The sequence below is a fragment of the Pectobacterium sp. IFB5596 genome, assembly GCF_021432585.1.
Lineage (GTDB): Bacteria > Pseudomonadota > Gammaproteobacteria > Enterobacterales > Enterobacteriaceae > Pectobacterium > Pectobacterium punjabense.
This window is the reverse complement of the sequence record NZ_LXFY01000001.1, coordinates 767,413-785,823: the sequence shown is the minus strand read 5'-3', so window position 1 is coordinate 785,823 and position 18,411 is coordinate 767,413. Positions and strand designations below refer to the sequence as shown.

General features: G+C 48.5%; 20 protein-coding genes. 12 read left to right on the top strand and 8 right to left on the bottom strand.

Going from position 1 to position 18,411, the window contains the following annotated elements:
* Positions 1–145: 145 nt before the first annotated feature.
* Positions 146–1,213: a rhodanese-related sulfurtransferase gene (locus tag A6301_RS03740; protein ID WP_234257127.1), complete on the top strand. Its 1,068-nt coding sequence runs from the start codon at positions 146–148 to the stop codon at positions 1,211–1,213.
* Positions 1,214–1,288: 75 nt separating this feature from the next.
* Here the strand turns inward: A6301_RS03740 and A6301_RS03735 are convergent, their stop codons facing one another.
* The 6 genes from A6301_RS03735 to pyrC form a co-directional block, all read right to left on the bottom strand.
* On the bottom strand, positions 1,289–1,864 hold the full coding sequence (locus A6301_RS03735) for a YceI family protein (protein WP_107167808.1): 576 nt from the start codon (positions 1,862–1,864) through the stop codon (positions 1,289–1,291).
* Positions 1,865–1,893: 29 nt separating this feature from the next.
* Complete coding sequence (locus A6301_RS03730; RefSeq protein ID WP_107167715.1) at positions 1,894–2,448, bottom strand: cytochrome b; 555 nt, start codon at positions 2,446–2,448, stop codon at positions 1,894–1,896.
* Positions 2,449–2,900: 452 nt separating this feature from the next.
* On the bottom strand, positions 2,901–3,155 hold the full coding sequence (gene bssS, locus A6301_RS03725) for a biofilm formation regulator BssS (protein WP_005970542.1): 255 nt from the start codon (positions 3,153–3,155) through the stop codon (positions 2,901–2,903).
* Between the two features lie 238 nt (positions 3,156–3,393).
* On the bottom strand, positions 3,394–3,651 hold the full coding sequence (locus A6301_RS03720; RefSeq protein ID WP_107167714.1) for a hypothetical protein: 258 nt from the start codon (positions 3,649–3,651) through the stop codon (positions 3,394–3,396).
* A gap of 88 nt (positions 3,652–3,739) precedes the next feature.
* Positions 3,740–3,979, bottom strand: coding sequence for a DNA damage-inducible protein I (gene dinI, locus A6301_RS03715; RefSeq protein ID WP_107167713.1), 240 nt, complete (start codon positions 3,977–3,979; stop codon positions 3,740–3,742).
* 105 nt (positions 3,980–4,084) lie between these two features.
* Entirely contained in the window at positions 4,085–5,128 is a 1,044-nt protein-coding gene (gene pyrC, locus A6301_RS03710; RefSeq protein WP_234257126.1) for a dihydroorotase, read from the bottom strand.
* A gap of 184 nt (positions 5,129–5,312) precedes the next feature.
* On the opposite strand from pyrC, the gene A6301_RS03705 reads away from it, so the two are divergent.
* Entirely contained in the window at positions 5,313–5,600 is a 288-nt protein-coding gene (locus tag A6301_RS03705; RefSeq protein ID WP_205542807.1) for a putative quinol monooxygenase, read from the top strand.
* 61 nt (positions 5,601–5,661) lie between these two features.
* Here A6301_RS03705 and rne read toward each other — a convergent pair whose 3' ends face one another.
* Entirely contained in the window at positions 5,662–8,994 is a 3,333-nt protein-coding gene (gene rne / locus A6301_RS03700; RefSeq protein WP_234257125.1) for a ribonuclease E, read from the bottom strand.
* 582 nt (positions 8,995–9,576) lie between these two features.
* Here rne and rluC point away from each other — a divergent pair.
* Entirely contained in the window at positions 9,577–10,533 is a 957-nt protein-coding gene (gene rluC / locus A6301_RS03695) for a 23S rRNA pseudouridine(955/2504/2580) synthase RluC (protein ID WP_107167708.1), read from the top strand.
* A 58-nt stretch (positions 10,534–10,591) separates the two neighbouring features.
* Here rluC and A6301_RS03690 read toward each other — a convergent pair whose 3' ends face one another.
* Positions 10,592–11,176, bottom strand: coding sequence for a nucleoside triphosphate pyrophosphatase (locus A6301_RS03690; RefSeq protein ID WP_234257124.1), 585 nt, complete (start codon positions 11,174–11,176; stop codon positions 10,592–10,594).
* A gap of 140 nt (positions 11,177–11,316) precedes the next feature.
* Here A6301_RS03690 and yceD point away from each other — a divergent pair, with 140 nt between their 5' ends.
* The 9 genes from yceD to pabC all read left to right on the top strand — a co-directional run bounded on the left by yceD (position 11,317) and on the right by pabC (position 18,397).
* Positions 11,317–11,838 carry a 23S rRNA accumulation protein YceD gene (gene yceD / locus A6301_RS03685; protein WP_005970520.1) on the top strand — a complete coding sequence of 174 codons (522 nt, stop codon included), beginning with the start codon at positions 11,317–11,319 and terminating at the stop codon, positions 11,836–11,838.
* Positions 11,839–11,854: 16 nt separating this feature from the next.
* Complete coding sequence (gene rpmF, locus A6301_RS03680; protein ID WP_011093369.1) at positions 11,855–12,025, top strand: 50S ribosomal protein L32; 171 nt, start codon at positions 11,855–11,857, stop codon at positions 12,023–12,025.
* Between the two features lie 29 nt (positions 12,026–12,054).
* On the top strand, positions 12,055–13,101 hold the full coding sequence (gene plsX / locus A6301_RS03675) for a phosphate acyltransferase PlsX (RefSeq protein WP_234257123.1): 1,047 nt from the start codon (positions 12,055–12,057) through the stop codon (positions 13,099–13,101).
* A gap of 6 nt (positions 13,102–13,107) precedes the next feature.
* Positions 13,108–14,061 (top strand): beta-ketoacyl-ACP synthase III, encoded by a 954-nt coding sequence (locus A6301_RS03670; RefSeq protein WP_205542801.1) that lies wholly within the window; start codon positions 13,108–13,110, stop codon positions 14,059–14,061.
* 17 nt (positions 14,062–14,078) lie between these two features.
* Positions 14,079–15,008, top strand: coding sequence for an ACP S-malonyltransferase (gene fabD, locus A6301_RS03665; protein ID WP_234257122.1), 930 nt, complete (start codon positions 14,079–14,081; stop codon positions 15,006–15,008).
* 14 nt (positions 15,009–15,022) lie between these two features.
* Positions 15,023–15,757: a 3-oxoacyl-ACP reductase FabG gene (gene fabG / locus A6301_RS03660; RefSeq protein ID WP_107167703.1), complete on the top strand. Its 735-nt coding sequence runs from the start codon at positions 15,023–15,025 to the stop codon at positions 15,755–15,757.
* A 154-nt stretch (positions 15,758–15,911) separates the two neighbouring features.
* Positions 15,912–16,148, top strand: coding sequence for an acyl carrier protein (acpP, locus tag A6301_RS03655; protein ID WP_005970506.1), 237 nt, complete (start codon positions 15,912–15,914; stop codon positions 16,146–16,148).
* Positions 16,149–16,230: 82 nt separating this feature from the next.
* Positions 16,231–17,472 carry a beta-ketoacyl-ACP synthase II gene (gene fabF / locus A6301_RS03650; protein WP_107167702.1) on the top strand — a complete coding sequence of 414 codons (1,242 nt, stop codon included), beginning with the start codon at positions 16,231–16,233 and terminating at the stop codon, positions 17,470–17,472.
* Between the two features lie 127 nt (positions 17,473–17,599).
* Positions 17,600–18,397: an aminodeoxychorismate lyase gene (pabC, locus tag A6301_RS03645; RefSeq protein ID WP_107167701.1), complete on the top strand. Its 798-nt coding sequence runs from the start codon at positions 17,600–17,602 to the stop codon at positions 18,395–18,397.
* Positions 18,398–18,411 lie beyond the last annotated feature (14 nt).

The window sequence follows — 18,411 nt, the reverse complement described above, 5'->3', positions numbered from 1 at the left end:
GATCACTCTTTATCGTTTCGCTATGCATTTCATGCCCTGACAGCTTCTATGCTATCAGGTATGATGCCGGGCGATTCACTATGCCAGGCTACGGCCCGGCTATAAATGTTACTCACTAACCTCAATGAAGACAGGAACGTACACCATGCCAGTGTTACATAACCGGGTTTCCAATGAGGAACTGAAGGCACGTATGCTTGCGGAAACCGAGCCACGTACCACAGTTTCCTTCTATAAATATTTTACGATAGATGATCCAAAAGCGTTTCGCGATCGTCTGTATATCCAGCTTGAGCAGCATAACGTCTTTGGTCGCATATATATTGCAACCGAAGGCATTAATGCACAAATCAGCGTCCCGAATAATCAGTTCGATGTTTTTAAGGCGACATTGTTCAGCGCACATCCGGCACTCGATCAGATTCGCTTAAATATCGCTCTGGAAGACGATGGAAAGTCCTTCTGGGTATTGCGCATGAAAGTACGCGAACGGATTGTTGCTGATGGGATCGATGATCCCACATTTAACCCGGCGAATGTCGGGCAATACCTGAAAGCCGATCAGGTTAACGCGATGGCCGACGATCCTAATACCGTATTCGTTGATATGCGCAATCATTACGAATATGAAGTCGGGCATTTCGAGAATGCATTGGAAGTGCCGTCGGATACATTTCGTGAGCAGTTACCGATGGCAGTGGATATGCTTGATGATGCACGTGATAAAAATATTGTCATGTACTGTACGGGTGGGATTCGTTGTGAAAAAGCCAGCGCCTATATGTTGCACCATGGCTTTAAGAATGTGTATCACGTAGAAGGCGGTATTATTGAATATGCGCGTCAGGCTAAGGCGAAAGGGTTACCGTTGAAGTTTATCGGAAAAAATTTCGTGTTTGATGAGCGTATGGGAGAGCGTATATCTGATGATGTTATTGCGCATTGTCATCAGTGTGGTGCTTCATGTGATAGCCATACAAATTGCCGTAATGAAGGGTGCCATCTTTTGTTTATTCAATGCCCGAGTTGCGCTGCTAAATATGACGGCTGTTGTAGCACACCGTGTCAGGATGAAATGAAACTTCCGTTGGAAGAACAAAGAGCAATACGCAGCGGGCGTGAAAATGGAATGAAGATTTTTAATAAATCTAAAGGATTATTGCAGTCAACGCTGCATATTCCAGCGCCTGTAGCGAAAGACAAACCGCAATAGTTAACGGTTCGGACATTAATATAAAAGCCCTTTCAAAAAGAAAGGGCTTTTTGCTGTCAGATGCGTGGTGGTGCCTTATTTTTGGCGAACACCTTCAACGGCAATAATCAGTTCTACATCCTGTGAAGCAGGACCCAAATCTGTCGTAATGTTAAAGTCTTTTAGCTTGATCGTACCTTCGGCCTGAAAGCCTGCACGATAGTTACCCCATGGGTCATCCCCCTGACCGATGAGTTTGGCATCCAGCTTAACGGGCTTGGTGACGCCATTTAAGGTCAGATTACCGGTAATATCATAATCGTCACCGTCTTTCTTCACTTCTGTTGAGGTAAACGTTGCTTGCGGATGCTTGGAGGCGTTTAAAAACTCCGCGCTACGTAGGTGCTTGTCACGTTCCGCGTGGTTAGTATCAACGCTGTTAGTGTTGATGGTGACATTTACTTTGTCCGCAGATGGGTTTTTCTCATCAAAGGTAAAAGCGCCGTCGAAGTCGTTAAAGCTACCGTAAAGCCAACTATAACCAAGGTGCTTAATGCGGAATTCAATAAACGCGTGCTGGCCTTCCTTGTCAAACTTATATTCTGCTGCCAGGGCCGAGCCAGCAGAAGCAAGCATGGATACCGCGGTCAGGCTCAGTAGTGTTTTCTTCAGCATTGATTTTTCTCCATAAGTACAAAAAGTTAAGGGACGTTGCGACCCAACATCCGTTTCAACGTGTTATCACCATCGATAAAGTGGTGTTTTAATGCGGCGAAAGCGTGTAGCGCTGATAAAGCAACCACCGCCCATGCAAGATACAGATGCACGTCGCCTGCGATATCGGCTTGATCCGTCAAACCGCTAATAGTGGCCGGAATAGAAAACCAACCAAAAACTGAGATAGGGTGTCCTTCCGCTGTGGAAATGAGATATCCGCTGATGAGGATGCCAAATAACACAACATAAAGAGCGATATGAGCCAGCGTCGAACTGACGCGAGTCAATGTAGAGTAACTTTCTAACGGCGCGGGTGGGGGGGAGATAAAACGCCACACCACGCGAAAAATTATGATGGCAAAGAGCAGCATACCAACGGCTTTATGAATTTCTGGCGCTCGGTGATACCAAATATCGTAATATCCTAATGTGACCATCCATAGTCCTAAAGCGAACATTCCGTAGATAGCCAACGCTGCAATCCAGTGCAGAAGAATGCTGATATGGCCGTAACGCAAAGAGGTATTACGCCAAAGCATGATGAGAACTCCTTATCTTAACGATAACATTGTGGTGGCTAATAATTAATCATTGAAAAACATAAAAGCAATATAAATTTTTCAATTTTAACATTATCATAATCATGAACAATTTTTTTGAATTTAAATTTATATTTTATTCAATTTAGTTCTGAATGTTTTACGGAAATAGATATTGTGCCGAGCTATTTTTCTGACAAAAGAGGGGCATCTCTGCGAAGAAAATAAGGCAAGACGACATATAGTGGATGCAGTTTACGGAATAATAATGACGTGAGTGATTAATTATAGGAGAGAGGTTAGCGTTATAATAAATAAAGAAATGAGAATATGCCGAAAATAACAACACCGCCATTAAGACGGTGTTGTTATTTTAACTCGTGTTACGAAAGGAAATCTTATTAAGAAAAATTAATAGGTATTGAATGTAATATTAATGACGCTATCAATTACTAATGCTTTCGATAATCACTGACGTCACAGTCTGTCGATTCGATTTTCGCGATACCGGCTTCGAGTATGTGTATCAATTGCCTGGCAACATCGGTTGTTAGCCAAAGCGTCCGGTCTACATGGGCTTCATCTGGTGCTTGATCCGAGGTGGATAAGTAATGCAAACGGATCATCATGGCGTCATAACTGTCAACGGTGCTGATGTCCCAACCTACAAGAGGATGTGTCTGAATAACTTCATTTTTTCTATCCATAAATACCCCTTATTGACTAGTTACTAACATGAGTGACTAACGAGGCTTCAGGTGGCTCATTATTCTTAAACGAGCTTTATCAGTATACTGCTGCTTATTTAATTTATGGGAAATATTTTCAATTTTTCGTAAAAAGATGACATCTTAGGAATGATGGAGGGATAAGTAATGAACCTAATGAGGTATCGGGACGAATAGATTTTCATCCCGAAGGTTCAGCTACTGGGGCGGTAGAGCACTATTCCGTGCTGGACCCTGCATTTTTCTCCAATGCGGCGGCCAGTCGGGCAAGGTATTTCTTCACAGTAGGGTCCCGATTCTCATTCTGAGATTCCAACGTCAGATTGTGAATCATCAATTTGTTTGCTTTTTCATCGAAGCAGAATGCCAGAGACGAGAAAGCAAGCTCCAGAGCATCGATCTTGCGCTGCTGCTCGCCAATCAGCTCCAGCAATTCCCCGAATGTCATTGCCTCTTCTGGTTTTTCTACCGTCATAACAGATACCCTCGGTCGTAGCATATGGCGAAGTGCCGCTTTAAACTGCCATTACAGCCTATGTCTTCGTTATCTTTCAAGCTTTAGATTACTCTGCTGCAAACCAATCATCGGCACTTTCCCACGTTTCCTGCAAGATTTCAGAGATACGATCTTTGTCATCTTTGCCTGCGCCCATCACTGTCAGGCTATTAGCGGATGCATAGCGCACCTGAATGGGTGTCTCGGGATAAATTTTGTGAATCCGCTTTTCCAGTTCACACCTGAGTGCTTCGATGGCACCGGCAGGTAAAGGTGTTGTCTTTGCTAGAGTAATTTCTACGCGCATGCTGGCCTCCAAATTATAACTGTTTATTTATACAGTTATTAAGAGTGAAGAACAATATGTGCAATAAAATTTAGCCCATCGGCATAATGCTGATGGGCTGGTCGATTAACGGACTGACCAATTGAGGCTCTGTCCGGCCAGGAAGGGGATTAGCGACTCATCGCCAAGGGTGATTTCTTCTGGGAACGTGACCGTTTCATGATGAAGCTCAATCCAGCTGTCATTAACCGGCAGACCATAAAAACGTGGGCCGTTCAGGGAACAGAATGCTTCGAGTTTATCAAGCGCGTTCATTTCTTCAAATACAGTGGCGTAGGTACTCAATGCCGCCTGAGCATTGAACACACCGGCACAGCCGCAGCTGGATTCTTTTCTGTGCTTGGCATGGGGGGCGGAATCCGTGCCGAGAAAAAGCCGGTCACAGCCGCTGGCGACGGCTTCACGCAGCGCCTGCTGGTGTGTGTTACGTTTTAGGATTGGTAAGCAATACAGGTGAGGGCGAACGCCACCAACTAGCATATGATTGCGATTAAACATTAAGTGCTGAGGGGTAATGGTTGCCGCGAGATAATCATTGCCTGCAACAACGTACTGCGCTGCTTCTTTCGTCGTGATGTGTTCAAGGACGACTTTCAGCTCAGGGAATTGTTGGCGCAACGGTTCCAGTACCGTTTCGATGAAGCGCGCTTCCCGATCGAAAATATCAATGTCGGGGTCGGTCACTTCACCGTGAATGAGCAATGGCATGCCAATTTTCTGCATTTTCTCCAGAATACCGGAGATATTGGCGACGCTGGTCACGCCATGGCTGGAGTTGGTTGTCGCGTTGGCTGGATAGAGTTTGGCAGCGGTAAATACACCTTGCTCAAAGCCGCTCACGATCTCATTAGCATCGAGTGCATCAGTCAGGTAGCACGTCATCAGCGGATGAAAGTTATCACCCTGCGGGACCGCAGCTAAAATACGCTGACGATACGCAATCGCGCTGGCTACGCTGGTAATCGGCGGTGTCAGGTTGGGCATAACAATCGCACGGCCGAAGAAACGGCTGGTATAGGGGAGAACGGTTTCCAGCATCCGATCGTCACGCAGGTGAATGTGCCAATCGTCAGGACGACGGATTTTAAGAATAGTGGGCTGTGCGGTCATGGAATTGCGCTCCGGCGGTCAGTAGAAAAACAGCATCTTTCGGTTGGTTTTGGGACTGATACGGCGGGGGATAAGGATAAGCGTAAAGCCATTTGAATGCATCCGTTTGTTGATGAATGCTTGAAATTAAGCGTCGATTGGCATCTGATAGCATAATCTTTTCATTGATAAATAAGGGATGTATATGGAAATTCGTATTGTTGCCACTATTCAGGCAAAGGCTGAGTTCATTGCTGATGTTACTGCAACGCTAAAACGCGTGGTATCGCCCAGCCGACAGGAAGCGGGCAACGTGCAGTATGATCTGCATGAAGTCGTGGATAAACCCGGTTCATTTGTGTTCTTCGAGCGCTGGAAAGATCGGGATGCTCTGGCATCACATGAACAAAGTGTGCACTTTAAAAGTTTGTTGACTGAATTGAGTGGCAAAACGGACAGTGTAGATATCAAGCTATTGAATTTTTTAGGTTAAGAAAAGCTGCCCATAAAAAAATACCCGCCAATTGGCGGGTATTTGTCTATAAAAGTCAGTATTACTTGTTGACTGGCGCAGGCTTGGTTGCTGGCGCAGTTGATTGGTTAACTGCGGTATGACCGCCTGCCGAGCCTTTTCCAGAGAATGGATAGGCTGGGCGTACCCAATCACTGTGTCGAGCAGGCTCGGCGTTATATGCCGGAGCTGGAGCTTTAGTCATTGGTGCCGTTGCATGGAGCTTATAGCGAGGCTGTTCAACGATAGCCACAGCTTTTGCTACGTTCGCGGCAGATTCTTCTACAACTACCGGTGTGCTGGTAGCGATCGCAGGCTCATCCTGAACACTTTGTGGTTGGCTGACTTCCTGTACTGAAACCACCGGGGTAGAAACTGACTCTGCCACATCAGTTGTCTCAGTCGCGTCAGCGATAGCATCTGCCAGTTTTTCTTCAGCAACGACAGTTTCAACGGTCTGTGTGTCTTCAGTTGCCTGAAGCGTCACAGTATCATCAACCTCAACAGTTTTTGCTTCTTCAACCGCACTCACAGCAACCGCTGCGATGACATCATCGATAGCCGTATTCTCAGTAACTACTGGTTCGACAACGATGTTTTCATCCACAGAATTCACGTTGATATCCGCGACATTGCTATCCTGGATAACGTCGGCAGATTGTGCGGTTGCGGTTATAACGGCGTTTTCCTGAACGACTGCTTCAGTAACGTTTGCAATGTTTTCAATCACATTGGATTCCGTTGTATCGGCTTGTGCAGTCACGGCAACGTCGACAACAGCAGGTAACAATGGTGCTTCGATAGCTGCTACGCTCTCTTCCAACTGTTGATTTTCAGCCTGCTGCGGTTGTGCGACAGGATAGCTAACCCATACTTTTCCTGATGCCATTTCCGGTGATGCGGCAGCAAATTCCAACTGCATTGGCGACTGAGATGGGTAACGCTCATCACGATAACGACGGCGGCGCTGGCCGCTAACGCGCAGATGGCGAGGTGAACGACGCGAACGACGCGGCATACCGCCATTTTCGCCATTGGCACGATTTGCATCATTTTGCTCGTTATCGCTCTCGTTAGTGTCTATAGCAGCATTGTTTGGCTTAACGTAAGGCTGAGCCAGTTCGGATGCTTCTGCCACCGGTGCTGCGTTATCAGAGAGTGTATCCTGCTGCGTTTCAGACTGAACACGTACTTTCTGCGTTAACTGACGGCGTTGACGACGTGGCATAACCTGAGTCGGTTTATCCTGATCGGCTGCATTGTCATCGGAATCAGAGGTGGCTGGTTGAACTTTTTCCTCTGTCTGAGCAGGGCGGCGCTCATCCTGACGACGACGCTGACGTTCAGCACGCGGTTCACGGCGCGGATGTTCTTCCGAACCTGCTTTTTCCACATTTTCCGCAACGCGATTTTCCGCAACCGTTTCATCGTTTTGTCGCTTGTTACGGCGCTGATCATCACGCTGTTCACGATTGTCACGATTGTCACGATTGTCACGATTGTCACGATTGTCACGAGAGCCACGGTCACGACGGTTATTACTCTGACGGCGTGAATTACGACGTTCAGAGCGTTGACCTTCAGTAGACTTCTCTTCTTCGGCTTTCTTCTCGTCAACGCTATCCGCTACTTTTGCTGCTGGTTCTGAAGCAAAGACGCTTTTCAAAGCACCGAAGAAACGGCTGATAAGGCCAGGCTGAGCATCTTCTGCGGCTTTTGCTACAACCGGAGCTGCTTTAGCAACCGCTGGTGCAGTTTCTGCCGGCATTTCAGCCATACTGAACGTTGCTAAAGCGGGTTGCTCAGGCTGTTTACGTTCGATCGTTTGTTCATCTTGCAGTTGTTGCGTTTCCGTTTCCAAACGCTGAGGTAACAGATAACTGAGCGTCGGTTTTTCTTCGCCTTTACGGACACGAACCACAGAGTAGTGCGGTGTCTGCATACCGTCGTGTGGCACGATGATAGCGCGCACACCACCCTGACGTTTTTCAATGGCATTGACGGCATCACGCTTTTCGTTCAGCAAATAAGACGCAATCTGGACTGGAACGATAGCGTGAACTTCTTTGGTGTTTTCTTTCAGTGCTTCTTCTTCAATCAGGCGAAGAATCGACAGTGAAAGTGATTCATTGTCACGAATTGTGCCTGTGCCGCTACAGCGCGGGCAAACGTGATGGCTGGATTCACCCAGTGAAGGGCTCAGACGCTGACGTGACATTTCCAGCAGACCGAAGCGGGAAATCCGACCGATCTGAATACGCGCACGATCTTGGCGTACTGAATCACGTAGGCGGTTTTCGACTTCGCGTTGGTGGCGAACGGGTGTCATATCGATGAAGTCGATAACGATCAGGCCGCCAAGGTCACGTAGGCGAAGTTGACGGGCAATTTCGTCTGCGGCTTCAAGGTTGGTATTAAATGCCGTTTCTTCAATATCACCACCACGTGTTGCGCGGGCGGAGTTGATATCAATAGCCGTCAGCGCTTCGGTCGTATCGATAACGATAGAGCCACCGGATGGCAGGCGAACTTCACGTTGGAAAGCTGATTCAATCTGCGATTCGATTTGGTAGTGGCTGAAAAGCGGGATTTCGCCACTGTACAATTTGATTTTGCTGCTGAAATCGGGGCGGCCCAACGCAGAAATATGTTCTTTCGCCAGATCGAGAATTTTGGGGTTGTCGATCAGAATCTCGCCAATGTCTGGGCGCAGATAATCACGAAAAGCACGGACGATCACGTTACTTTCCTGATGAATCAGGAACGGTGCCTGGCGACCTTCAGCGGCTTTTTTGATCGCGTCCCAGTGTTTCAGACGGAAAGCCAGATCCCATTGCAGTGCTTCAGCGGATTTACCCACACCAGCCGTACGAACAATGAGTCCCATGCCATCAGGTAGTTGTAACGATCCCAGCGCTTCTTTGAGCTCAGTACGATCGTCACCTTCGATTCGGCGTGAGATACCGCCCGCACGAGGGTTATTCGGCATTAAGACCAGATAACTACCCGCCAGGCTGATAAAGGTGGTCAGCGCTGCCCCTTTGTTGCCACGCTCTTCTTTGTCTACCTGAACAATAACTTCCTGACCTTCACGTAACACGTCTTTAATGTTCGGACGACCATGAGAAGCATAGTTGTTGGGGAAGTATTCGCGGGCGATTTCTTTAAGAGGGAGGAAACCGTGCCTTTCAGCGCCGTAATCAACAAAAGCCGCTTCAAGACTGGGTTCGATACGAGTGATTTTACCTTTGTAGATATTTGCTTTCTTCTGTTCATGACCTGGGCTTTCAATATCCAAATCATACAGGCGTTGACCATCAACCAAGGCAACACGCAACTCTTCCTGCTGAGTTGCGTTAATTAACATTCTTTTCATCTTCAACTTACTCGTTATTTTTACTTGCATTATTGATAGAGCTGCGGACAAAAGAACCGCATGACCGGAGTGAACCGATGGCCTCGTGGCTTATCGCAGGGACGTCAACCTCCCGGTTGTCGCCTGCATAGAGACGCATGTTTCGGTAGCCTGTGTTTCCTTATGGAAAACAGCGCATTTACTGAGGGAACAGCTTCTGAATAATGTCGCCAGATCTGATTCCATTTGCCGGCCAAGCTGCAATCCGCAGCCCGCTAACTGCTTGATTTCGCATTACGTCTTACGCCATTGCTGCGTGTGTGCGTCATCAGGCAAATTTAATAATTTCGCAATTTCCCCTTGTTCTATCGGAAATCCGCGTGGGAAACGCAAAAGCATTATTCCACTGCTGATACCGTTATAGCAAGGTGACTTTGCCTGTCTGTATAAAGATAGTTCTGTTGTGATCACCAAAACGGACAGGGCTTGATGCTACAGCCCAACGCATCCGTAAGTGCAACAATATCTTCATAAGTCAGACACACAGTTAAGCACAGAAAAAGAAGTGGCGCTATCGGGTTGCTCTATTTAGAATCGCGCATCATGAAAACAGATAATCCTTCAGTACAATTTGTGACGATCTCCGCAGATGAAGCGGGGCAACGTATCGATAATTTTTTGCATACCCACTTAAAGGGTGTGCCTAAAAGCATGGTTTACCGCATCTTGCGAAAAGGTGAGGTAAGGATAAATAAGAAACGGGTCAAACCGGAGTACAAATTGCTCGATGGTGATGTCATTCGAATTCCGCCTGTGCGACAGGCAGAACGCGATGAAACGCCTGTTTCTGCCAGTCTTGGCAAAGTAGCGGCATTGGCTGAGTGCATTATTTATGAAGATGATTACCTGTTGGTGCTGAATAAGCCTTCAGGTACGGCGGTGCATGGCGGCAGTGGCTTAAGTTTCGGTGTGATTGAAGGGCTGCGTGCTTTACGCCCGGAAGCGCGTTTTCTGGAGTTAGTACACCGCCTCGATCGCGATACTTCAGGCGTTTTGCTGGTAGCCAAAAAACGTTCGGCCTTGCGTTCTCTGCATGAACAACTGCGGCTGAAAGGGATGCAAAAGGACTATTTGGCGCTAGTTCGCGGTCAGTGGCAGTCGCATTGCAAGGTTGTTCAGGCACCACTGCTGAAAAATATCCTGCAAAGTGGTGAACGCATCGTTCGGGTAAACAGCGAAGGCAAACCGTCAGAAACGCGCTTTAAAATTGAAGAACGTTTCGAACACGCGACGCTGGTGCGGGCGAGCCCTGTTACTGGGCGTACACATCAAATTCGCGTACACGCCCAGTATGCTGGGCATCCTATCGCGTTTGATGACCGTTACGGCGATCGCGAATTCGATGAACAACTGGCGGACACGGGTTTAAAACGTCTATTCCTGCATGCGCAGGCACTGCGTTTTGAGCACCCCAATACCGGTGAAACACTGAGAGTTGAAGCACCGTTGGATAGCGGGCTACGGCGCTGCCTACAAGTGTTGCGTAAGACAAAAATCTAACCATTCACGCCGCTTTTATCTATCGGGATAGCTTTCTATTGGGCTATCCCGATTCGTTTTATACTACCAATGGATTCACACCTTCCTTTTGTAACATTTGTATCAGCGCGATCAAAGGTAACCCAATGAGTGTATTAGGATCTCGTCCCGACAATCGCTCAAAAAGGGCAATACCTAATCCTTCGCTTTTAAAGCTGCCCGCACAGTTCCACGGCTGTTCTTTCTCCAGATAACCATCAATTTCCGCGTTCGTTAGTGTTCGGAAATGGACATCAAAGGGTTCTGCGAGGCTTCGTGTTGCCTGAGTCGCGCTATTGAAAAGCGCCAGACCGGTATAGAAAGAAACACATTTTCCGCTGGCCTGCTGTAATTGCCGTATTGCGTTAACTTTATTGTGTGGTTTCCCCGTAATGGCGTTGCCTAATACGCAAACTTGATCGGAACCGATAATCAGGTGATTAGGGTAGCGCGTGGCCAGCGCTCGCGCTTTACTTTCAGCAAGACGGATCACAAGATTGGTGGCATCTTCGCCGGGGCGAGGGGTTTCATCAATGTCTGGCGATGCGCAAATAAAAGGTAGCGCCAGCTTTTCCAATAAGGCTCGACGGTAAGGTGATGTTGAGGCGAGAACGATCTGCTGCATAATTTTTTGATAAACCGTAGCGTAATGATGAAAGGCATTTTAAACTGTGCGCCGCTCTGGAAGCGAATATTGGTGAAAGGTGGTGCATCACTGCCTTTTTCTTTGACTCTATGTCGTTACGACGTTAATATGCGCGCCCTATGCAAAAGGTAAAATTACCCTTAACCCTTGATGCGGTCCGCACTGCTCAGAAGCGTTTAGATTACGTTGGTATCTATTCGGCTGAACAAGTAGAGCGTGTTGCCGAATCAGTGGTGAGTGTGGATAGTGATGTTCAGGCCTCTTTATCTTTCAATATTGATAATCAGCGTCTGGCAGTGATTGACGGTAACGCTGACGTTACCGTCACACTGATGTGTCAACGTTGCGGAAAGCCGTTTGAACATCAAGTCCATGCGACATTCTGTTTCAGCCCGGTCGTCAATGATGAGCAGGCCGAAGCGTTACCGGAAGCGTATGAGCCGATCGGCGTTGATGAATTTGGCGAAGTCGATCTGCTGGCAATGATTGAAGATGAAATAATTCTGATGTTGCCTATCGCCCCGGTGCATGATTCTGAACACTGTGAAGTGTCCGAAGCGGACATGGTTTTTGGTCAACTGCCTGCAGAGGCGGAAAAACCGAATCCGTTTGCCGTATTAGCCAGTTTAAAGCGTAAGTAATTAAGGAGTAAGGTCCATGGCCGTACAACAAAACAAACCTAGCCGTTCCAAACGTGGTATGCGTCGTTCACATGATGCGCTGACTACCTCTTCTGTATCCGTAGATAAAGTTTCTGGCGAAACTCACCTGCGTCACCACATCACTGCGGACGGTTACTACCGCGGTCGCAAGGTTATTGCTAAGTAATTCCTGCGAATTATTTGCAAGGCAATACCTTGACACGCCTAACTCTGGCGTTAGATGCGATGGGCGGGGATTTTGGTCCCTGCGTAACAGTGCCTGCTGCATTGCAGGCACTGGCTTCTAATCCAGCTCTCAATTTGTTATTAGTCGGCGATCCTGCTGCGATTACTCCATTACTTGCCAAAGTTGATTCTGATTTACTTTCTCGCCTGGAAATTGTTCCAGCGGAGTCGGTTATTGCTAGTGATGCGAGGCCATCGCAGGCTATTCGCGCAAGCCGCGGTACTTCAATGCGCATAGCGCTTGAATTGATTAAAGACGGCAGGGCACAGGCCTGTGTGAGTGCTGGCAACACAGGTGCACTGATGGGGCTCGCCAAGCTCCTGATTAAGCCACTTGAAGGCATTGAGCGGCCCGCCTTGGTGACGGTATTACCTCACCAGCAACATGGAAAGACCGTCGTGTTGGATTTAGGGGCGAATGTTGATTGTGATAGCACGATGCTCGTTCAGTTTGCCGTAATGGGCTCAGTGATGGCAGAAGAAGTGCTGGAACTGGCGAATCCTCGGGTTGCGTTGTTGAATATCGGTGAAGAAGAAAGCAAAGGGTTAAGCACTATCCGTGAGGCAGCGGCACAGCTAAAAGAGGCACCATCAATAAACTACATCGGTTATCTGGAAGGCAACGATCTGTTGACGGGGAAAACGGATGTGATGGTCTGTGACGGCTTTGTGGGTAATGTCACATTGAAAACGGTAGAGGGTGTGGTAAGGATGTTCCTGTCGTTGCTGAAATCACCCGCTTCAGGCCCGGGGCAAAAACAAAAACGATCCTGGTGGTTGAAATGGTTAGGTCGTTTGTTACAAAAACGCTTATCAAAGCGTTTCGGTCATTTGAACCCCGATCAATATAATGGCGCATGCCTGCTAGGATTGCGGGGAACTGTAATCAAAAGCCATGGTGCAGCAAACCAGAGAGCGTTTGCGGTTGCTATTGAACAGGCAATGCAGACGGTACGGCGGCAGCTTCCTGAGCGGATTGCCGCTCGTCTAGAAGCGGTATTACCTAAGAGTGACTAAGCGTACATGTATACAAAAATAATTGGAACGGGCAGCTATCTGCCTGAAGAAATCAGGACAAACGCTGATTTAGAAAAGATGGTGGAAACGACGGACGAATGGATCGTCACACGTACTGGAATTCGTGAGCGCCGTATTGCTGCGCCGGATGAAAACGTGGCGACCATGGGATACCGTGCCGCGCAGAAAGCGCTGGAAATGGCGAATGTCGATCCTTCTGAGGTTGGCCTTTTAATCGTTGCTACAACATCATCAAGCCATGCTTTCCCTAGCTCAGCCTGTCAGGTTCAGCAATTATTAGGGATAAAGGATACGATTGCTTTCGATCTGGCCGCTGCGTGTGCAGGTTTTACCTATGCGCTGAGCGTTGCCGATCAATATGTTAAAAGTGGCGCGGTGAAATACGCACTGGTGATCGGTTCCGATACCTTATCTCGTACATTGGACCCCGAAGATCGCGGTACGTTGATTCTGTTCGGAGATGGTGCAGGAGCCGTACTGTTAACGCCGTCAGAGCAACCGGGTATTCTTTCCACCCATCTTCATGCCGATGGCCGTTATGGCGAGCTGCTGACGTTGCCGCATCAGGATCGTAACCATACAGATACGCCTGCTTACCTGACGATGGCGGGTAATGAAGTCTTTAAAGTGGCAGTGACTGAACTGGCACATATCGTTGAGGAAACGCTGCAAGCGGCTCAACTGGACAAAAGTGAATTAGACTGGCTGGTGCCTCATCAGGCTAACCTGCGAATTATCAGCGCCACGGCGAAGAAGCTGGGTATGGGGATGGACAAGGTGGTTGTGACGTTGGATCGTCATGGTAATACCTCCGCTGCTTCCGTGCCTTCAGCGCTTGATGAAGCCGTGCGCGATGGGCGTATTAAACCAGGGCACCTGGTGTTGCTTGAAGCCTTTGGCGGCGGGTTTACCTGGGGTTCCGCGCTAGTTCGTTTTTAATTAAACAGGATTGTGATATGACGCAATTTGCAATGGTGTTTCCCGGTCAGGGATCGCAGACGGTAGGGATGTTGGCTGAACTTGCGGCAGAATACCCGATCGTTACTGAAACGTTTGCTCAGGCTTCTGAAGCGTTAGGTTATGACCTGTGGCAGCTTACCCAGCAAGGGCCTGCTGAAGAGTTGAATAAAACCTGGCAAACTCAGCCTGCATTACTGACCGCTTCTGTTGCTATCTGGCGTGCCTGGCAGCAGCAGGGAGGAAAAACGCCTGCGTTGATGTCTGGCCATAGCCTCGGTGAGTATTCTGCACTGGTTTGTGCGGGTGTCTTGGATTTCCAGCAGGCTGTTCGTCTGGTTGAATTGCGAGGCAAACTGATGCAAGAAGCCGTGCCGGAAGGCACTGGGGCGATGTATGCCATTATCGGGCTTGATAACGATGCGATTGCCAAATCCTGTGAAGAATCCGCGCAGGGTCAGGTAGTGTCTCCGGTAAACTTCAATTCACCGGGTCAGGTGGTGATTGCGGGCAATAAAGACGCCGTCGAGCGTGCGGGTGCTGCGTGTAAAGCGGCGGGGGCGAAGCGTGCGCTGCCCTTGCCTGTCAGCGTACCGTCACACTGTGCGTTGATGGAACCAGCAGCGAAGAAACTGGCTATTGCGCTAGAATCCGTGACCTTTAATTCTCCGGTCATCCCAGTTGTAAACAATGTAGATGCAAGCATCGAAACCACACCAGAAGCGATTCGTGATGCACTGGTGCGCCAACTTCATTGCCCAGTGCGCTGGACTGACTGTGTTGAATTTATGGCCTCTCAAGGGGTTGAGTCACTGTTAGAAGTCGGGCCGGGTAAAGTGTTGACTGGCTTAACCAAACGAATCGTCGATACCCTGACAGCAGTTGCGGTGAACGATCCTGCTTCTCTATCAGCGGCGATTGAGAAATAAGAACGGAGAAGACAATGAGTTTTGAGGGGAAAATTGCACTGGTTACCGGTGCAAGCCGTGGTATTGGGCGTGCCATCGCCGAGACGTTGGTTGCTCGCGGGGCAAAAGTCATTGGTACTGCAACCAGCGAAAAAGGTGCTGAAGCCATTAGTAGTTGGCTGGGTGAAAACGGTAAAGGTTATATGCTGAATGTTGCTGATGCAGCATCAGTAGAAAGCGTATTGGCAGAAATTCGCGCAGAATTCGGGGAAATTGATATTCTTATCAATAACGCCGGTATCACTCGTGATAACCTATTGATGCGTATGAAAGATGATGAATGGCACGATATTCTGGATACCAATCTCACGTCGGTATTCCGTATGTCTAAAGCAGTTATGCGTGCCATGATGAAGAAACGTTTTGGCCGTATCATTACCATCGGCTCCGTTGTGGGAACGATGGGCAATGCAGGGCAAGCTAACTACGCGGCAGCGAAGGCGGGGCTGATTGGGTTCAGCAAATCCCTCGCGCGTGAAGTCGCTTCTCGTGGTATTACGGTCAACGTGGTCGCACCTGGTTTTATCGAAACAGATATGACTCAGGCATTGACAGAAGAACAGCGAGCAGGCATTTTGGCGTCGGTTCCAGCTAACCGACTCGGTGATGCTAAAGAAATCGCCAGTGCTGTTGTATTTTTAGCCTCTGATGAAGCTGCTTACATTACTGGCGAAACATTGCATGTCAATGGCGGCATGTATATGATCTAAAAAGCTCGAAAACTATTTGCTTTATTTGCGGTGATAACCGCAAAATAGCACAAAATCGTGGTTCGACCAGCCGAGATTTTGTTGCATCTTTTCAAACATTTTATACACTACGAAAACCATCGCGAAAGCGAGTTTTGATAGGAAATTTAAGAGTATGAGCACTATCGAAGAACGCGTTAAGAAAATCATCGTTGAACAGCTTGGTGTTAAGCAGGAAGAAGTCGTAAACAATGCTTCTTTCGTTGATGACCTCGGCGCTGATTCTCTTGACACTGTTGAGCTGGTAATGGCTCTGGAAGAAGAATTTGATACTGAGATTCCAGACGAAGAAGCTGAAAAAATCACGACTGTTCAGGCAGCCATTGATTTCATTCAGGCTAACCAGCAGTAAGCGAACATATCTAGGCGGTCATTCGACCGCCTAAGTTTTTTTGTCCCGCAGTGTCTTTTTTTTCCCTCCCTGGAGGATAAGCGTGTCTAAGCGTCGAGTAGTTGTGACCGGACTGGGCATGTTATCTCCTGTCGGCAATACAGTTGAGTCTACCTGGAGTGCTCTTCTTGCCGGTCAGAGTGGTATCAGCCTGATCGACCATTTCGATACTAGTGCCTACGCAACGCGTTTTGCTGGCTTAGTAAAGGATTTTAATTCTGAGGAATTCATTTCGCGTAAAGAAGCACGCAAAATGGATGCCTTTATTCAATACGGTGTTGCTGCTGGCGTTCAGGCCATGCAGGACTCTGGTTTGGAAGTAACGGAAGAAAACGCCCCGCGTATCGGTGCGGCGATTGGTTCCGGCATCGGCGGTCTGGGTCTTATTGAAGAGAACCACACTGCGCTGGTGAACGGCGGCCCGCGTAAAATCAGTCCGTTCTTCGTACCGTCTACCATCGTTAATATGGTGGCAGGTCATCTGACTATCATGTTCGGACTGCGTGGCCCGAGTATCTCTATCGCTACGGCCTGTACGTCTGGCGTGCATAATATTGGTCAGGCAGCACGTATTATTGCCTATAATGATGCGGATGTGATGTTGGCCGGCGGCGCGGAAAAAGCCAGTACGCCATTAGGTGTTGGTGGATTCGGTGCTGCTCGTGCGTTGTCTACGCGCAATGACGATCCTCAGGCGGCAAGCCGTCCATGGGATAAAGATCGTGATGGCTTTGTGCTGGGCGACGGCGCTGGCCTCATGGTGCTTGAAGAGTATGAACACGCGAAAAAGCGCGGTGCGAAAATCTATGCAGAAGTTGTTGGATTTGGCATGAGCAGCGATGCGTATCATATGACGTCTCCGCCGGAGAACGGTTCAGGTGCCGCGCTGGCGATGGAAAACGCACTGCGTGATGCTGGTGTGTCAACGAGTCAAATCGGTTATATCAACGCGCATGGCACTTCTACGCCTGCGGGTGATAAAGCTGAGACTCAGGCCGTGAAATCCGTATTTGGTGCGGACGCCAGTCGTGTACTGGTTAGCTCGACAAAATCCATGACGGGTCACTTGCTTGGTGCAGCTGGCGCAGTAGAGTCGATATTCAGTATTCTTGCTCTACGCGATCAGGCTGTTCCACCAACGCTCAATCTGGATAACCCTGATGAAGGTTGCGATCTGGATTTTGTGCCGCATGAGGCGCGTCAGGTCAGCGATCTGGAATACGTACTCTGCAACTCTTTCGGTTTCGGCGGAACCAACGGTTCTCTGATCTTCCGTAAAGTTTGATTGCAATAGCGTCTATAAAAACCCGGTTTCCGGGTTTTTTTTTGCCTGAATAAAATCAGACACACCTGCTTGTGGGCGATGCCGCTTTACTGGCAAGCTGACGGCGATGAATGACGCGGAGCTTATTATGCTGTGGATTAATGGTCAGTTACAGGAACAACTTTCGGTACTCGATCGGGGTGCACAGTATGGTGATGGTTGTTTTACGACAGCCAGAGTCAGTGCTGGCGAGATTGTTTGGTTCGATCGACATATCGTACGGATGCAACAGGCCACGGCACGCTTGTTATTCCCGCCTGTTGACTGGGAAAGCCTGATCGCGGAAATGAAACAGGCCGCACTGGGCCGTGCAAACGGTGTAGTGAAAGTCATGCTCACGCGTGGCGTTGGCGGACGTGGTTACAGCACACAAGGCTGTGCGCAACCAAGCCGAATAGTCATACAGGCAGACTATCCTGTACATTATGTCGACTGGCGTGAGCAGGGGATTCGCTTGAACTTAAGCCCTGTGGCGTTGGCTAAAAACCCGCTGTTGGCGGGGATAAAGCATCTGAATCGGCTCGAACAAGTGTTGATTCGTGCGCATCTTGACCAGACCTCGGCCGATGAGACCCTCGTACTTGACACCTCTGGTGCGCTAGTGGAATGCTGTGCCGCTAATTTATTCTGGCGTAAAGGGCATAGAGTCTATACGCCGGATTTATCACAGTCTGGCGTAGATGGCGTTGCCCGGCAGCATATTATCGCTTTGCTGGCTGGTTCTGACTTCGAGTTACAGATCGTTAGTGAACCGATTGGCGTACTGGCTGATGCGGATGAAGTGTTGGTTTGTAATGCATTAATGCCGCTAGTCCCCGTGAATCAGGCGCACGTCTGGCGTTACCACTCCCGAGAGCTTTATCAATTCCTGAGTTCTAACTGCTAGTAGATGGTTGATTT

What these genes read in the sequence shown, in the direction of transcription:
- A6301_RS03740 (WP_234257127.1), top strand. Translation starts at nt 146, where the DNA reads ATGCCAGTGTTACATAACCGGGTTTCCAATGAGGAACTGAAGGCACGT.
- A6301_RS03730 (WP_107167715.1), bottom strand. Translation starts at nt 2,448, where the DNA reads ATGCTTTGGCGTAATACCTCTTTGCGTTACGGCCATATCAGCATTCTT.
- bssS (WP_005970542.1), bottom strand. Translation starts at nt 3,155, where the DNA reads ATGGATAGAAAAAATGAAGTTATTCAGACACATCCTCTTGTAGGTTGG.
- A6301_RS03720 (WP_107167714.1), bottom strand. Translation starts at nt 3,651, where the DNA reads ATGACGGTAGAAAAACCAGAAGAGGCAATGACATTCGGGGAATTGCTG.
- dinI (WP_107167713.1), bottom strand. Translation starts at nt 3,979, where the DNA reads ATGCGCGTAGAAATTACTCTAGCAAAGACAACACCTTTACCTGCCGGT.
- pyrC (WP_234257126.1), bottom strand. Translation starts at nt 5,128, where the DNA reads ATGACCGCACAGCCCACTATTCTTAAAATCCGTCGTCCTGACGATTGG.
- A6301_RS03705 (WP_205542807.1), top strand. Translation starts at nt 5,313, where the DNA reads ATGGAAATTCGTATTGTTGCCACTATTCAGGCAAAGGCTGAGTTCATT.
- rne (WP_234257125.1), bottom strand. Translation starts at nt 8,994, where the DNA reads ATGAAAAGAATGTTAATTAACGCAACTCAGCAGGAAGAGTTGCGTGTT.
- rluC (WP_107167708.1), top strand. Translation starts at nt 9,577, where the DNA reads ATGAAAACAGATAATCCTTCAGTACAATTTGTGACGATCTCCGCAGAT.
- A6301_RS03690 (WP_234257124.1), bottom strand. Translation starts at nt 11,176, where the DNA reads ATGCAGCAGATCGTTCTCGCCTCAACATCACCTTACCGTCGAGCCTTA.
- yceD (WP_005970520.1), top strand. Translation starts at nt 11,317, where the DNA reads ATGCAAAAGGTAAAATTACCCTTAACCCTTGATGCGGTCCGCACTGCT.
- rpmF (WP_011093369.1), top strand. Translation starts at nt 11,855, where the DNA reads ATGGCCGTACAACAAAACAAACCTAGCCGTTCCAAACGTGGTATGCGT.
- A6301_RS03670 (WP_205542801.1), top strand. Translation starts at nt 13,108, where the DNA reads ATGTATACAAAAATAATTGGAACGGGCAGCTATCTGCCTGAAGAAATC.
- fabD (WP_234257122.1), top strand. Translation starts at nt 14,079, where the DNA reads ATGACGCAATTTGCAATGGTGTTTCCCGGTCAGGGATCGCAGACGGTA.
- fabG (WP_107167703.1), top strand. Translation starts at nt 15,023, where the DNA reads ATGAGTTTTGAGGGGAAAATTGCACTGGTTACCGGTGCAAGCCGTGGT.
- acpP (WP_005970506.1), top strand. Translation starts at nt 15,912, where the DNA reads ATGAGCACTATCGAAGAACGCGTTAAGAAAATCATCGTTGAACAGCTT.
- pabC (WP_107167701.1), top strand. Translation starts at nt 17,600, where the DNA reads ATGCTGTGGATTAATGGTCAGTTACAGGAACAACTTTCGGTACTCGAT.